Origin of the sequence: Emcibacter sp. (assembly GCF_963675455.1) — a bacterium.
Lineage (GTDB): Bacteria > Pseudomonadota > Alphaproteobacteria > Sphingomonadales > Emcibacteraceae > Emcibacter.
The window spans coordinates 3,086,750-3,102,401 of record NZ_OY776217.1 but is presented as its reverse complement, the minus strand read 5'-3'; the positions used below and the strand labels follow the sequence as shown (position 1 = coordinate 3,102,401).

Annotated in this window: 14 protein-coding genes and 1 tRNA gene; 12 read left to right on the top strand and 3 right to left on the bottom strand. The window is 52.3% G+C overall.

The window, feature by feature from the left end; all coding sequences use genetic code 11:
* The first annotated feature begins 45 nt into the window (after positions 1-45).
* On the top strand, positions 46-729 hold the full coding sequence (gene rnc, locus ACORNT_RS14475) for a ribonuclease III (RefSeq protein ID WP_321392307.1): 684 nt from the start codon (positions 46-48) through the stop codon (positions 727-729).
* A gap of 15 nt (positions 730-744) precedes the next feature.
* Positions 745-1,650, top strand: a complete 906-nt coding sequence (era, locus tag ACORNT_RS14470; RefSeq protein WP_321392304.1) for a GTPase Era — start codon at positions 745-747, stop codon at positions 1,648-1,650.
* A gap of 1 nt (position 1,651) precedes the next feature.
* Here era and rocD read toward each other — a convergent pair whose 3' ends face one another.
* Together rocD and rocF are read right to left on the bottom strand one after the other, a co-directional pair.
* Positions 1,652-2,860, bottom strand: coding sequence for an ornithine--oxo-acid transaminase (gene rocD, locus ACORNT_RS14465; RefSeq protein WP_321392301.1), 1,209 nt, complete (start codon positions 2,858-2,860; stop codon positions 1,652-1,654).
* Positions 2,857-3,789 (bottom strand): arginase, encoded by a 933-nt coding sequence (gene rocF, locus ACORNT_RS14460; RefSeq protein WP_321392298.1) that lies wholly within the window; start codon positions 3,787-3,789, stop codon positions 2,857-2,859. The genes rocD and rocF overlap by 4 nt, the downstream gene beginning before the upstream one ends.
* 206 nt (positions 3,790-3,995) lie before the next feature.
* Here rocF and ACORNT_RS14455 point away from each other — a divergent pair, with 206 nt between their 5' ends.
* The 8 genes from ACORNT_RS14455 to ACORNT_RS14420 all read left to right on the top strand — a co-directional run bounded on the left by ACORNT_RS14455 (position 3,996) and on the right by ACORNT_RS14420 (position 10,545).
* Positions 3,996-4,463, top strand: coding sequence for an Lrp/AsnC family transcriptional regulator (locus tag ACORNT_RS14455; protein ID WP_321392295.1), 468 nt, complete (start codon positions 3,996-3,998; stop codon positions 4,461-4,463).
* A 109-nt stretch (positions 4,464-4,572) separates the two neighbouring features.
* The gene (locus ACORNT_RS14450) at positions 4,573-5,955 is read left to right on the top strand and encodes a hypothetical protein (protein WP_321392293.1); all 1,383 of its coding nucleotides are present in this window, start codon (positions 4,573-4,575) and stop codon (positions 5,953-5,955) included.
* 98 nt (positions 5,956-6,053) lie between these two features.
* The gene (gatC, locus tag ACORNT_RS14445) at positions 6,054-6,341 is read left to right on the top strand and encodes an Asp-tRNA(Asn)/Glu-tRNA(Gln) amidotransferase subunit GatC (RefSeq protein WP_321392290.1); all 288 of its coding nucleotides are present in this window, start codon (positions 6,054-6,056) and stop codon (positions 6,339-6,341) included.
* Between the two features lie 11 nt (positions 6,342-6,352).
* Positions 6,353-7,837 (top strand): Asp-tRNA(Asn)/Glu-tRNA(Gln) amidotransferase subunit GatA, encoded by a 1,485-nt coding sequence (gene gatA, locus ACORNT_RS14440; protein WP_321392287.1) that lies wholly within the window; start codon positions 6,353-6,355, stop codon positions 7,835-7,837.
* Positions 7,834-9,318: an Asp-tRNA(Asn)/Glu-tRNA(Gln) amidotransferase subunit GatB gene (gene gatB / locus ACORNT_RS14435; protein WP_321392285.1), complete on the top strand. Its 1,485-nt coding sequence runs from the start codon at positions 7,834-7,836 to the stop codon at positions 9,316-9,318. The genes gatA and gatB overlap by 4 nt, the downstream gene beginning before the upstream one ends.
* 152 nt (positions 9,319-9,470) lie before the next feature.
* A complete protein-coding gene (locus tag ACORNT_RS14430) occupies positions 9,471-9,791 on the top strand; it encodes a hypothetical protein (protein WP_321392282.1) in 321 nt (106 codons plus the stop codon).
* A 242-nt stretch (positions 9,792-10,033) separates the two neighbouring features.
* A complete protein-coding gene (locus tag ACORNT_RS14425; protein ID WP_321392279.1) occupies positions 10,034-10,303 on the top strand; it encodes a hypothetical protein in 270 nt (89 codons plus the stop codon).
* Between the two features lie 151 nt (positions 10,304-10,454).
* Positions 10,455-10,545, top strand: a tRNA-Ser gene (locus ACORNT_RS14420).
* 85 nt (positions 10,546-10,630) lie between these two features.
* Here ACORNT_RS14420 and ACORNT_RS14415 read toward each other — a convergent pair.
* On the bottom strand, positions 10,631-11,752 hold the full coding sequence (locus ACORNT_RS14415; protein WP_321392276.1) for a tetratricopeptide repeat protein: 1,122 nt from the start codon (positions 11,750-11,752) through the stop codon (positions 10,631-10,633).
* A 154-nt stretch (positions 11,753-11,906) separates the two neighbouring features.
* On the opposite strand from ACORNT_RS14415, the gene ACORNT_RS14410 reads away from it, so the two are divergent.
* Positions 11,907-12,554 carry an A24 family peptidase gene (locus ACORNT_RS14410; RefSeq protein WP_321392274.1) on the top strand — a complete coding sequence of 216 codons (648 nt, stop codon included), beginning with the start codon at positions 11,907-11,909 and terminating at the stop codon, positions 12,552-12,554.
* A 318-nt stretch (positions 12,555-12,872) separates the two neighbouring features.
* Entirely contained in the window at positions 12,873-15,626 is a 2,754-nt protein-coding gene (locus ACORNT_RS14405) for a hypothetical protein (RefSeq protein ID WP_321392272.1), read from the top strand.
* Positions 15,627-15,652 lie beyond the last annotated feature (26 nt).

Below are 15,652 nucleotides of genomic sequence, written 5' to 3'. Positions count from 1 at the left end.
CACGCTGAAGTTAAGGTCGGGAAAATTAAAAAGATTGTGAGAACAGTGACTTCAACTAAAGGACAATACAGCAAACTGTATAAAACGATCGGGTATGAGTTTCAGGATGAGGACCTGCTGCGCCAGGCTCTTACACATCCGAGCCTGGAAGGACCGGTAAGTTATCAGCGGCTGGAATTTGTCGGTGACCGGGTGCTTGGCCTGTTGATTGCCGAGTGGATTTACGAAAGATACCCCAACGTTGACGAAGGCGGCATGGCGAGCCGGCACACCAATTTGGTCCGTCGGGAAACCTGTGCCGAGGCGGCGGAAAAAATGAAGTTGGCGGACTATATCCTGATGGCCAAAAGCACTGAGGATACCGGCGGCCGGAAACGGGCCACCATTCTTGGTGATGTCTGCGAAGCAATACTGGGCGCCATGTATCTGGAAGGCGGACTTGATGTCTGCAGGAAACTGATCCGTACTCACTGGAAGGCTTTTATCGACCAGGACGGACTTGCCGTCCGGGATGCGAAAACAAGATTGCAGGAATGGGCGCAGAGTCGGCGGATCTCGACCCCGAGTTATGTTACCTTGGGACGCGAGGGACCCGCGCACGAACCCCAGTTTACGATTGCGGTGCGTCTGAACGGCATGGATGAACAGATCGGGCAGGGCGGTTCCAAGCGAGAGGCCGAACAGGCTGCGGCAGCAAAAATGCTTGACTATATTGATGAAAATTACTGATCACAGGTGAACCCGATGAATACTCAGGAAAAAACACGTTGCGGTTATGTGGCGTTGATCGGGGCACCCAATGCGGGAAAATCGACCCTTCTCAACTCCCTGGTCGGAAGCAAGATCGCCATTGTCACCCATAAGGTGCAGACCACCAGAACCCGTATTCTTGGAGTGGCTATTGACGGGCCGAGCCAGATGATTTTTCTGGATACACCTGGAATATTTGAGCCGAAAAAACGCATGGAACGGGCCATGGTGGCTGCCGCGTGGGAAGGCGCTCATGACGCCGATGTCATTGTGCTTCTGGTTGATGTCACCCGCGGTATTGACGATGATACCCGTCGCATTGCCGAAAGCCTGAAGGAAAAGGGCCGCAAGGTCATTCTGGCTCTCAACAAAGTTGACGGTTTCAAGCGTGAAAAACTGCTCCCCCTGATGGAGGAACTCAACCAGATTGGCGATTTTACCGACACGCTGCTGATTTCGGCTCTCAAGGGGGATGGCCTGGATGAGCTGAGGAAGAAAATCTCGGACTATCTCCCCGAGGGCGTATGGCTCTATCCCGAGGACCAGCTGACGGATATCACCGAACGCATGCTGGCGGCGGAAATCACCCGCGAGAAATTCTTTTTGCGCCTGCATGAGGAGCTTCCCTACGCCACGACCATTGAAACGGAACAGTGGAAGGACCTCAAGGACGGCTCCGTCCGGATCGAGCAGGTGATCTATGTGGAACGTGACAGCCAGAAAAAAATTGTCATCGGCAAGGGTGGCCAGAGCCTCAAGGAAATCGGCAGGCTGGCCCGGGAAGAACTGGAGGAAATCCTCGGCCGCCGGGTGCACCTGTTTATTTTCGTCAAGGTGCGCAAGGACTGGACCGAGGACCGGGAACGTTACCGCAATATGGGTCTTGACTGGGTTAAATAACTCAGCCCTCCTGAAGTACCTCTGAAATCTGTTCGGCAAGCCAGTCGATCTGTTCCATTTCAATCACCAGCGGCGGCGCCAGCCTGATCACATAATCGTGGGTTTCCTTGCACAGGATTCCCCGTTTCATCAGGGCTTCGCAATAGGGACGGGCAAGACCCGCTTCCTTATGCAGTTCGATACCGATGAACAGGCCTTTGCCGCGGATCTCGACCACCTTGTTGGTGGGGATGTCCTCCAGCTTGCGCATCAGGTAGTCGCCCAGCAACCTGGACCGATCGGCAAGTTTCTCGTCTTCGATGACTTCGAGCGCGGCAAGCCCGACCGCAGCGGCCAGCGGATTGCCGCCGTAGGTGCTGCCGTGAATGCCCGGGGTGAAAACACCAAGGATCTCGCGCGAGGAGATGACAGCTGAAACCGGATAGGCGCCACCACTCAGGGCCTTGCCGACAATCAGCATGTCCGGCCGCACGTTTTCTTCATGCTGGTAGCAGAACATTTTACCGGTTCGGCCGAGGCCGGTCTGGATTTCATCCATCACCATAAGCACGTTATTGTCCCGGCAGATGCGGCGGGTTTCAGCAAGATATCCCTCCGGCGGCACATTGATGCCGGCCTCGCCCTGGATCGGTTCCATGATGATGGCTACGGTATTATCGGTAATGGCGGCCTCCAAAGCGGCGGCATCGCCGTAGGGGACAATCTTGAACCCGGGGGTGAAAGGGCCGAAATGGTGTTTGTAGGCCTCTTCCGAAGAGGCGCTGACGGTGGTCACTGTCCGGCCGTGGAAGTTGCCTTCGAAAAAGATGATTTCCGCCTGGTTATCGGGCACGCCCTTGACCTCATAGCCCCATTTGCGCACTGCCTTGATAGCTGTTTCCACGGCTTCTGCCCCGGTATTCATGGGCAGGGCCATGTCCATGTCGGCCATGGCGCAGAGCTTCTCCAGGAATTCCCCCATTTTGTCATTATGAAAGGCCCGTGAAGTCAGGGTCAGTTTGCGGGCCTGTTCGGTCAGGGCGTCGATGATTTTAGGATGGCAATGTCCCTGGTTGACGGCGCTGTAGGCGCTCAGGCAGTCAAGATATTTGTTGCCGTCCACGTCCCAGACCCAGATGCCTTTTCCCCGGGACAGAACCAGGGGCAGGGGGTGATAGTTGTGGGCGCTGTGCAGGTCTGTTTTTTTGATGATGTCCTGTTGCAGGGTCATTTAGTTTTTCCTTTTGCAGGCGGTAATATGTGGTTGCCGAACAGGCTGGCGGCCAGATCGACGGCCAGCTCTGCAGTTGTATTTTTCTGGTCCAGAGCCGGGTTGATCTCGGCAATATCAAGGGAACCCATCAGGCCGCTGTCATAGACCATTTCCATGCAAAGCTGGGCTTCGCGGTAGGTAAGGCCGCCGGGAATTGTGGTGCCGACGCCCGGGGCGATGGTCGGGTCCAGGCTGTCCACATCAAAGCTCACATGCAGGTGGGCGTTTTTATCCCGGACCTGCTCGATAATGCTCTGCATGGTCATACGCATGCCGATTTCGTCAATACGGCGCATGTCAAACACATTGATGCCGCTATCGGTGACCAGTTTTTTCTCGGCCCGGTCGACGGAGCGGATGCCGACCTGGTAAATATTTTGCGGCTTGACCATGGGAACAACGGAGGAAAGACCGGTCAGTTCGTCAGGACCAATGCCGGACATAACCGCCACCGGCATGCCGTGAATATTTCCGGACGGGCTGGTATCCGGTGTGTTGAAGTCCGCATGGGCGTCGATCCATAACACGCACAGCGGAATATTTCTCTGGTTGCAGTAACGTGACACAGCGGCAACAGACCCGATGCTCATGCCGTGATCACCGCCCATCATGATGGGCAGGTGGCCTTCCATAAGCTCCGAATAGACCGCATCCTGGACATTTTGGCACCAGATTACAGTTTCCTTGAGATGGCGTAACCCGTCATCGGGCGGCAAATCAGGATTCTTGGGGCCATACAGGTTACCCGTGTCGACGACGTCGTATCCCAGCTTCTCCAGCGTAGAGGACATGCCGGCCACGCGGAGAGCTTCCGGGCCCATGGTGGCGCCGCGATCCCCGGCCGATATGTCGCTGGGGACGCCAATGAGTGAAATTTTCTTTGTCATATTTCAGTTGTCCACATGGAAATAATGCTTTGATTTTGGCTAGAATTGCATGAAAAAGGAAAAATGAAATAACTATTTTTCAAAAAGCGCCGAATATTCTTCGGGTTTAATGAGGAATGTGGTACATTGTTCTAAAATACTAAAAAACAATATGTAATAACTACAATTATATTCTACGGAGAGAATAAGTGGCCCGGAAAAAGTCTATGGATCGCATTGATCTGAAGATTCTTTCGATTCTTCAGGAAAATGCACGTATCACCAATCATGACCTGTCCCAGCAAGTGAATTTATCCCCCAGCAGTTGCCTGCAGCGCGTACGAAAGCTGGAAGAGGACGGCTATATCGATAGCTATATGGCCAATGTAAATCTGGACAAGATCTGCCGTACAGTGACAGTGCTGGTGACGGTAAGCCTGCACGATCATACCAATGCCAACTTCAAGGCCTTTGAAGAGGCTATGGCTCAGTTCCCGGAAATCGTCGAATGTTATACGGTGAGCGGAAACTTCGATTATTTTCTGCGCGTGGTCTGCCCGGATATGAACAGCTATCTGAAACTGAATGACGATCTGATCGGCAAGATGGAGGGCGTCGCCAATATCTCCAGCCAGGTGGCGCTTGCCCATACCAAACCATTCCGCGGCTATGCCCTTGAGCGGCTCGTAGAATAATTTTTCGCAGAATTAATAAACTTTTACGCGAAAAATATGTTAGAAAACTCCCCGGGTTTGATGGAAGATAAATATGGTCTTCCATAGTTGAGTAGGGGGGAGTTTTTGAATGATTAAAGAAGTTGCAAAGCACTATGTAAAAAGGGGGGGGAATTTCCTCAGGGAGATAGGGGAAGCTCCTGCAACACTCGTCTGTACGGACTATGAAATCAAATTCCCCTTTATCCGCCTGTTTTACGATTATCGGGGAACATCGCACCAGATTTCACTGGAGTGGTGCGAGGTCGAGCGATCCGACTTCGAAAAGCTTGGCGAGAACGAATGGGAAATTTTCCTGTCCAATATGGCGGTTCTTTACTCTCCGGCTTTCTTTAATCTTGGTCCGATTGATGGTGTATATTGTTCATTTGCCGGTTTCACAGAGACAGCATGCCGCTTCTTCGAGGATTACCTTCAGGGGTCCCTGGGGGAATACCGGTTTCTGAACGGCCTTAATCCATCCCAGCGGACATGGGTGGCGGGAAACAGCACCCAGGTGAAGGGAACACTCCCCCATGTAAAAATGGAAGACACGGTTCTGGTGCTCAACGGAGGTGGCAAGGATACTGTCGTCATGACGGAACTAGTTGCCGGGCTGGGTCTGCCCCAGGCCTGGCTGACCAATGATCGAAACAAGGTTCGGGAAAATGTGATTAACCGCTCTGGTCGTCCGGAATCCTATCATGTGAACTTCGACATTCAATATGGCTTCAGGGGGCGCTATTCAGCCCGCGGTCCTATTCCTTACGGGGCGCTTCCGATGATCCAGGCGCTTATTCTTTCCTACATGCGCGGCTTCCGCTATCAGGTGGTCGGTAATGAATATTCAGCCAACTTTGGCAATATTCGGTTTCAGGGCATGGATATTAATCACCAGTATCGCAAGACATATGAATTTGAAGTCAAATTCAGCCGCCATATACAGGAAAATATTTCCGAGCAGTTCCATCTGTTTAGTCTGCTTCGCCCCCTGTATGAGTTGCGAATAGCCAGGATCTTTTCAGGATTTCCAAAGTATTTCGATGTTTTTGTCAGTTGTAACAGGGAAATCAAGAATGCCCGCTGGTGCGGGGAATGCGCAAAATGCGCCTTCATCTATTTGTGCCTGTTTCCCTTTGTCAAAAGGGAAGACCTGGTCGGAATTTTTGGCAGCGATCTGATTTTAAACCCAGACATTCGCAAACATATCGTGGTTCTGGCCAGTGGTGGCGTCAAACCCTGGGAATGTGTAGGTGTGTCGGAAGAGTGCCAACTGGCTCTGGCTCTGGCGCTGGAAAAGGATCCGGAGATGGAATTTACGGAATACCCCTTCCGGGCCGACCTGGAAAAAGCCTGCGAAGGGGCGGATTTGCAGAAGGCGGAACAGGATATTCTGCAAAGTTTTATGGAGCCGAACAATATTCCCCGGAACATTGTTCCGCGGCTGCGGGAACTGATTGAAAGACTGGGCTGACATTCCCATCAAAATTCCCGTCTACTCCCTCTTGCGGAAGTGCCCGCCCGGTGCTAGTTTCCGCCTTTCGGAACTAAACTCAACCTGTCAGGAATAATATGTCTGTTGATAAGGATACAGTGGCGAAAATCGCCCATCTCGCCCGCATCAAGGTGCCTGAAGAAAAACTGGAACCGCTGGTCGGGGAACTGAACAATATTCTGGACTGGGTGGAAATGCTGTCTGAAGTGGATACAGACGGTGTCGAACCCCTGACCAGTGTTGCTAATGTGACGCTCCCTCTGCGGGAAGATAAAATCACTGACGGCGGATATCGTGATGATATCCTGGCCAATGCACCGGCAGCCGAACATGGCTTCTTTGCCGTGCCCAAAGTGATCGAATAGGGGGACGCGCGATGACAAAACTGACAAAACTTACCCTGACGGAAGCCAGAGATGGTCTGAAAAAAGGCGACTTTACCGCCCGGGAAGTGGCAGAGGCCCATCTTTCCGCCATGGAAACAGCCCGCGAACTGAACGCCTATATTGTCGAGACCCCGGAAATCGCCCTGGAAATGGCCGACAAGGCCGATGCCAGGATCAAGGCCGGTAATCAGAAGGGGATGACCGGTATCCCGGTCGGCGTCAAGGACCTGTTCTGTACCAAAGGGGTGCATAGTTGTTCCGCCAGTCATATCCTGAACGGCTTCCAGCCGCGCTACGAAAGTACTGTCACACAGAAGATGTGGGATGATGGTGCCGTGATGCTGGGCAAGCTCAACATGGACGAGTTCGCCATGGGGTCCTCCAACGAGACCAGCTATTACGGTCCGGTGAAAAACCCCTGGCGTGCCGAAGGATACGGCCATGATCTGGTGCCGGGCGGCTCTTCCGGCGGTTCCGTGGCCGCAGTGGCTGCCGATATTGCCATTGCTGCAACCGGGACTGATACAGGCGGTTCCATCCGTCAGCCGGCCAGCTTCACCAACCTTGTCGGCCTGAAGCCGACATATGGACGTTGTTCGCGCTGGGGCATCATTGCCTTTGCTTCCTCGCTGGACCAGGCCGGTCCCATTACCAAGACCGTGCGCGATGCGGCCATCATGCTGGAAAGCATGGCAGGGCATGACCCGAAAGACAGCACTTCCGTGCCGACGGCAGTGCCTGACTTTGAAGCGGCTCTGACCGGGGATATCCGTGGCCTGAAAGTCGGAATTCCGAAAGAATACCGGGTTGATGGCATGCCGGAAGAAATTGAAAAGCTCTGGCAGCAGGGCATGGACTGGCTGAAAGACGCAGGGGCCGAGATTATCGACATCTCTTTGCCGCACACAAAATATGCGCTGCCGACCTATTATATTGTGGCGCCGGCCGAGGCGTCATCCAACCTGGCCCGCTATGACGGTGTGAAATATGGTCTCCGGGTGGACGGAGAGAATCTGGCCGACATGTACAGTAATACCCGCGCTGAAGGTTTCGGCGACGAGGTCAAGCGCCGGATACTGATCGGCACCTACGTTTTGTCAGCCGGTTATTATGACGCCTATTATCTGAAGGCTCAGAAGGTCCGCAGCCTGATTGCCCGTGATTTCCGCGAGGCCCATGAAAAAGTAGACGTAATTCTGACCCCGACGGCGCCAAGCGCAGCCTTTGCCCTGGGAGAGAAAACATCCGATCCTCTGTCCATGTATCTCAATGACGTCTTTACTGTTCCGGCGAGCCTTGCCGGTCTGCCCGGTATTTCCGTGCCGGCGGGTCTGAACGGTGAAGGCCTGCCACTTGGCCTGCAGCTTCTGGGACGGCCCTTTGACGAGGAAACCGTGCTCCGGGTCGCAGAAGTCCTTGAAGGCGCCGCCAATGTTACCGCAAAACCTGTTAAATGGTGGGGAGGCAAGTCATGAGCAAGTTAATACAGGGCGCGACAGGCGATTGGGAAGTTGTCATCGGTCTGGAAGTCCATGCCCAGGTGATCTCTGAATCAAAGCTGTTCTCAGGCTCTTCCACTTCCTTCGGGTCCGAGCCCAATACCCAGGTCAGTTTTGTGGATGCAGCCATGCCGGGCATGCTGCCGGTGATCAACCAGGAATGTGTCCGCCAGGCAATCCGTACCGGGCTTGCCATGGGCGCCAAAATCAATCTGCGCTCCATCTTTGACCGCAAGAACTATTTCTATGCCGACCTGCCGCAGGGCTATCAGATCAGCCAGTTCAAGGATCCCATCGTTGGCGAGGGCGAGATCGTTATCGAGCTGGAAGACGGGTCAACCAAGGCTGTAGGCGTCGAGCGCCTGCACCTGGAGCAGGATGCCGGTAAAAGCATGCACGACCAGCATCCAACCATGACCTTTGTCGATCTGAACCGGTCCGGCGTTGCGCTTATGGAAATCGTATCCAGGCCGGATATGCGTTCGGCCGAGGAGGCCGGGGCCTACTTCCGCAAGTTACGTTCCATTGTCCGTTATGCCGGCACCTGTGACGGCAACATGGAGCAGGGCAGCATGCGCGCCGATGTCAATGTCTCCGTGCGTCGCCCGGGTGAAGCTTTTGGTACCCGTACCGAAACCAAAAACGTGAACAGTATCCGCTTTGTCATGCAGGTGGTGGAGCATGAGGCAAATCGCCAGATCGCCATTCTGGAAGACGGCGGCAGCATTGATCAGGAAACCCGCCTGTTTGATCCGGGCACCGGGACCACGCGGTCCATGCGGTCGAAGGAAGAGGCCCATGATTACCGCTACTTCCCGGATCCGGATCTTCTTCCTCTGGAGTTTACCCAGGAATTCGTCGATGAAATCGCCAAAAGCCTGCCGGAACTGCCGGACATCAAGAAAAGACGTTTTATGGAAGATCTGAAGATCAGCGCCTATAACGCGGGCGTTCTTGTGGCGGAAAAGGAGAATGCCGACTATTTTGAAAAGGTGCTGGTGCATCTGGAAAAAATGACCGGCAAAGACAAGCATGAATTTGCCACGCTGGCCTCTAACTGGGTCACAGGCGACCTGTTCGGCGCATTGAACAAACTTGGCTGTGCCATCACCCAGAGCCCGATACCGCCAGAGCATGGTGCCGAGCTTATCAGCCTTCAGATGGACGGCACTATTTCCGGCCGTATCGCCAAGGATGTGTTTGAAATCATGCTCGACAGCGATCAGAGCCCGTCACAGATTGTGGAGGAGGGAGGCCTGAAGCAGGTTTCTGACACCGGGGCCATTGAAACCTTTATTGATGAGATCATGGCGGCCAATATAGACAAGGTCGAGGAATATCGCGGCGGCAAGGACAAGCTGCTCGGTTTCTTTGTCGGCCAGGTGATGAAGAAAACCCAGGGCAAGGCCAATCCTCAGATGGTCAACGAATTGCTGAAGGCCAAGCTCAACAGCTGAATATTTCGATAGTTAAAGAAAAAAAGGTCGGAAATTTTATGTTTCCGGCCTTTTTCATCATAAAATTGCCTTATTAACTATAATACTGTACTGTTCCAAAGGGTGTGACAGTCATGCTCAAATTAAACTTTAGTCAGTAGGGGACGAACAACATGTTGGATATCAGAAAATTACTCCTTTCTTCAGCCATTGCAGCAGTTGCTGCTTTTGGTCTTACCGCCTGCGGTGAAGACAAGTCTTCAGCACCGGCGGAAGCTGAAAAGGCTGCAGAGGAAAGCTCATCCATGATGGATGACGCCGCCGGCACTGCCGACGAAGCAATGGAAAAAGCCGGTGAAATGGCTGACGACGCTGCTGAAGCAGCTGGTGAAGCTATGGAATCAGCAGGCGAAGCGGTGGAAGACGCGGCCGAGGATGCTGAAAAGGCTGCGGAAGATGCTATGGAAAAAGCAAAAGAGGCAATGCCGAAGTAATCCAGACGTCTTTTTAATGGTTAATATAATCCATCTGAATAGATTAACTAATGCGACGGGTCCCATGATGGGGCCCGTTTTTTTGTCCTATAAACCTATAAAAAACAGTATGTTGTAAAGTTTTTCTTAGGGTTAACCAATTGTTTAACCTTTACCGGGCATTCTTGTTTCACAGGCCGGGAACACGGCCGGAATTGAACGCATACAGCATTAACCAGGATAGGGTTTTCAGGAGAAGAAAAATGGGGCAGTTGGACCATAGCTATGTGAAAGAAAGAATTACAGCCGCTGACAGCGGAACACCAGAGGCGCTTTATGACCTCGGGTTGTTGTATTCCATCGGTCAGGGTGTTGAGCAGAATAATGTAGAGGCTCACAAATACTTTAATCTTGCTGCGATCCGTGGCATGAAAAGCGCCCAGATCGATCGGGCGGAAGTGGCCGAATATATGTCTGCGGCGGAAATTGCCACGGCCCAGAAAATGGCCCGGGAGTGGTTGTTCACCCACTAAAAGAAAGCATTCGATGTCCAGTCATAATCAAAAACCTTCTCACCAGCCGGTCGAGAGGGTTTTTTTACGCCGGTCCCGGATCAGCATCTTAGGTAAAAATCGGGACAAAGACATTGACACCCCATTTAGACTTGGGTAAATACGGCGTGACAGAGAGGTGGCTGAGTGGTCGAAAGCGCTCCCCTGCTAAGGGAGTATACCTGGATAAGGTATCGAGGGTTCGAATCCCTTCCTCTCTGCCATTTTATTCCCGACATAAATGACGAAGATCAATGTGCAGCATCTAAGAGTGTGATTGCATGTGATTTTTGCTGTTTCGACGGCTCGCTAGCGAAGATTGGCTAATATCGCCGTGGCTTTATCTGCTTCTCCAAGCATGGTGTAACTCTCGGCCAGAAGCGTGTAAAAACGCTGATCTATTTTCCGTCCATAATCGATCTTGTTAAGAAACTCCACAGCGGCCTCATAGTTGCCGTTGTTATAGGCATCCTGGGCGCGGAAAAACTGATAGTAGGGATTTTTTTCCTGATAGTCGCGGGCTTTGGCGGCGAAATATTCCGCTTCCTCGCTGTCGCCTTTTATATCATAAAGAATGGCCAGGTTGGACAAGGCGGAATGGTTGGACGGGTCGTATTTAAGGGCGGCGTGATAGGCCATTTCCGCATGATCCAGCAGGTTGTTCTTGCGGTAAAATACCCCGAGGTTTGACCAGAAATAGGAAGTTTCCGGGGATAGTTTTATGGCCTTGACCAGATAACGAAAGGCATTCTTCATATTACCCTGATTCAGGTAGCCTGCTCCCCTGTTGCTGTAATAGTGGGCTTCGGCTTCTGCATCGCTCATGATCCGGGTGGGGTAGGTCGGATCCACATTAACCTGGTCGATGTCCAGAATAAAATCCCGACCGGTACGTGACTGTATTCTGACATTCACATGCCGTGTGGCATAGAGGAGCTTGTCCTTTTCCGAAGACCACAGGGGAGGAACGTCCACTTCCTGAAAAGAGGCTTTCAAGCCTCGTTCGCGCGCCATAAGCGCTGTCAGGTAGCTGAAACCAAGACAGTTCCCTTCTGCCATTTCAAAGGCCTCTCCGGCAGAAAAAGTAGCCGTCCGGTTATATTTCATATTCAACCCGTCAGGGGATACGACGGCTTCGACCAGAGCCCTGACCTTGACAACCTCGGCATTTTTTTTCGGGACATTCTCTTCCAGAAAATCCAGCATGTCCTGCGTCATTTCCAGTACATTGTCTTCCGGCTCCTGCAGGTCGTCAGCTACGGGGCCCCACAGGGCATATCCGCTGAGCAGGGCGCCGCGGCCGATAAATGTTTCTGAATAGTCATTCGGTGTGGAGGTGGTGGTGCAGCCTGGCAGAAGTAAAAACAGGGAAAGGGCCAGCGCTATCAGGCTGACTTTTTTATAATGGACTGTGACCGTTGTCCGGATCATATCGTCTCCCGTTGTTGTTTTCACCTCTTCCCATATTTTTTTTCGGACTGTCAAATTAATGTAACAAACCCGTTATATCATCAGAGGGATATTACATTATTCCCACATTAACCTTTGTGAACTTTTTGTTGCACGAAGCCTGTTTCTGCGGAATATGGCGGATTTCCCTGATAAAAAAGATTGCCAATCCATATGGATTGCGGCTTATTTGGCCCTGACCGACGGTTATTTCTTAATGTATGGAACAGGTGGGATGGCGATTTTGAAGTGGGGTAGTGTATTGATGTTGGCTGCGGCGGGAATGTTTCTGCTGCCCGTCAGTCAGTATTTATGGGGCGCCGTTCTTTTCATTCCACTTGTTCTCCTCAGTTTTATCGATCTGAAGAGTTTTCGTCTGCCGGACACTCTCACCCTGCCGTTGATTGTTGCCGGTCTGCTGTTCAGTTTTCTGAAGCTGCCTTATTTCCCCGATATCACTCACAGTCTCCTGGGCGCCGCTACTGGTTATTTGTTTATCTTCCTGGTGGCAGCTTTTTACCGGCGTTTTCGGGGCAGGGAAGGTATTGGCATGGGGGATGCAAAACTTCTTGCTGCCGGTGGCGCTTGGCTTGGCGTGCTTTTTATACCCTTCATTCTGTTGATCGCGTCAACGACCGGTTTGCTCATCGCACTGGTCTGCATGAGGGGCACCACAACACTCCAGACGGCAATTCCGTTCGGCCCGTTCCTGGCGGTAGGTATATGGCTGGCCTGGCTCCTGAAAGTCTCTTCTATAATAGTCCTTCATATTAGTTCCGGGTAATTAATAGAGACTCCGACCAACTCTTCCGAATGTTACAGATTTGTTTTAACAGATAGTCTCCCGATGGCCATGATCAGGCTGGGTATTTTATTGAAAGGCCGTTCAATAACCTGAGGACGTGTATGTTAATGTGCTGTAAATAAAGTATTTATTTATATGACGCAGGATGTAATAAAACATTAAACTAACCGTAACATTAACTGAAGCATAACTGTCACATTTCCCTCCTACAACCCCGACCTGATTAGTCCGGGTCGAAGTACGCCCGGGTTGTCTTATGAACCCAACTGTAAATTTTTTCTCGTTTAGGGGCGGAAAATGATCAAATCTATTAAATTCAGAAGTGTATTGCTTGCAGCATGCGCTACTATGGCGCTGGCAGCCTGTCAGGGCGACGACTCAATTGAACTTGCTTCACCGGGAACCACTGGTCCTAACCCGGGTACAGGCGGAAGCACCGGTGGTACAGGCGGTACCGGCGGCAGCAGCGCCGGTAACTGTCCGTCAGGTACAGCAGACTTGACGGTGGGCACTGAAACTCACTGTGAGATTTCCGGTACGCTCGCGAGCAACATTACTCTTACAGCTGAAAATCTGTATGTGCTTGATGGCCTGGTGATTGTTGGTGAGGATGTTGGCTACGACGGTACAGCTGGTGCCGCGGTCACTCTGACGATTGAGCCCGGAACCACAATTTATGGCAAAGACGAAAACTCCGTACTTTCTGTTGCTCGTGGTTCCCAGCTCGTTGCCGAAGGTTCCAACACAAACCCAATTATCTTTACTTCCGCCCAGGATCTGGGATTTGATGACGAACTTGGCCTGACGGCACGTACTGCTTTTTCAGGTGCTCCTCTGGAAGAGCCTTGGTCCGGTGAGTGGGGTGGCATTGTGATCAATGGCCTGGCCACGACAAACGTAAACTGTGTGGCCGGTGTCTGTGAAGGCATCGACGAGGTCACCGGTGAGCTGTATGGCGGTTCCAATGATGCTGACAGCAGCGGGTCTTTGAAATATGTTCAGGTTAAATATGCCGGCTTTAAAGTGAATGCCATCAGTGAACTGAACGGTATTGCCTTCCAGGGTGTCGGTAGCGGCACTGAAGTAGATTACATTCAGATCCATAATAACTCTGATGATGGTATTGAATGGTTCGGCGGTACTGTGAACGCCAAACATCTGGTTGTGACCGGTTCCGACGATGACAGCTTTGACTGGACATTCGGCTGGCGCGGTAAGGTTCAGCATGCCATCGCCATCCAGAACCCGAACCAGCTCAACACCGACCGCGGTATTGAGGCTGACAACAACGAAGACGACAACACGCTGACACCGCGGTCCAACCCGACCTGGGCCAACATCACCTTTGTGGGGATCGAAGACTCAGCACTGGGTGATACCGGTATTGTCCTGCGTCGCGGTACAGCAGCGAGCTTCTACAATGCTGTCATCACCAACTTTACAGATGCCTGTTTTGATGTTGACGGAACTGACTCCCACGCCGAACTGGCAGGTGGCAATATCGTCATGCAGTCCACATTGCTGGATTGTACCGCCAACCTGGAAGATGAAGCAGAGGACGCTGGCCTGCAGGCCTGGTTCGACGGTCAGCCGAATAATACCGAAGCTACGACTTCTCTTTCTGGCTTTGTGAACGGTGCAACCGAACAGGGGATTACCGCCACAGACGCAAGTGCGGTAGATGCCTTCTTCGACGCGACGGACTATATTGGCGCTGTAAATGGAGCAAACGATCCTGAAAACTGGACCCTTGGTTGGTCCTACGGCCTGAATGACGCAGCTGTTTGTCCGACTGGTACAGCAGATACAGGCAGCGGCGGTTGTGTTCTTGAAGGCACCTATACCGGTACACTCCGGCTGGTAGCTGGTCTTGACTATTTCCTCCGTGACCAGGTTAACATCGGTGTTGACGTGGGCTATGACGGCACTGCGGCCGGTGGTGATCCGGCAACTTTGATTGTTGACGCGGGTGTGACCATTTATGGTGAAGACACGGACGCTTTACTTAATGTTTCCCGCGGTTCACAGATTTTTGTGAACGGTACAGCAGATGCCCCTGTCACTATGACAGCTACCAACGACGGCGCTCGCAATATCGATAGCGATAGCGGCCTTTGGGGCGGTCTGATCATCAACGGTAGCGCAACCACCAACGTAAACTGTGTGGCCGGTGTCTGTGAAGGCATCGACGAAGTAACCGGTGAGCTTTACGGTGGTACTGATGATGCCGACAACAGCGGTCGCCTGAAATATCTGGTGATCAAATATGCCGGCTTTAAAGTGAACGCCATCAGCGAACTGAATGGTGTTGCCTTCCAGGGTGTCGGTAACGGCACTGAGGTGGACTATGTTCAGGTTCATAACAACTCTGACGATGGTTTTGAATGGTTCGGCGGTACAGTGAATGCCAAACACCTGGTTGTGACCGGTTCCGACGATGACAGCTTTGACTGGACCTTCGGCTGGCGCGGTAACGTTCAGTATGCCATCGCCATCCAGAATGCGAACCAGCTTAACACCGACCGTGGTATTGAGGCTGACAACAATGAAGACGACAACACCCTGACACCCCGGTCCAACCCGACCTGGTCCAACATCACCTTCGTGGGGATTGAGGAATCAGCATTGGGTGATACAGGTATTGTCCTGCGGCGCGGTACGGCAGCAAGCTTCTACAACGCTGTTGTGACCAACTTTACCGATGCCTGCTTCGATGTGGACGGGACTGACTCCCACGCCGAACTGACAGGTGGCAATATCGTCATGCAGTCCACACTGCTGGATTGTACCGCCAACCTGGAAAATGAAGCGGAAGATGCCGGTCTTCAAGCCTGGTTCGATGGTCAGGCCAACACTACTGAAGGCGGTTCTACTCTGGCAGTACCGTCTGACGGCACCAAGAAATATATCAATGGTACAGGTGAAGCTGCAGTGACTGCAACAGATGCAAATGCTGTTGATAGCTTCTTCGATACCACAAGCTATATCGGTGCAGTGGAGAATGCTGCTGGCGACTGGACAGCCGGTTGGACAGTCTGGATCCACGACTAAGCTCAGTGATTGGCTGCGGCAGGCAA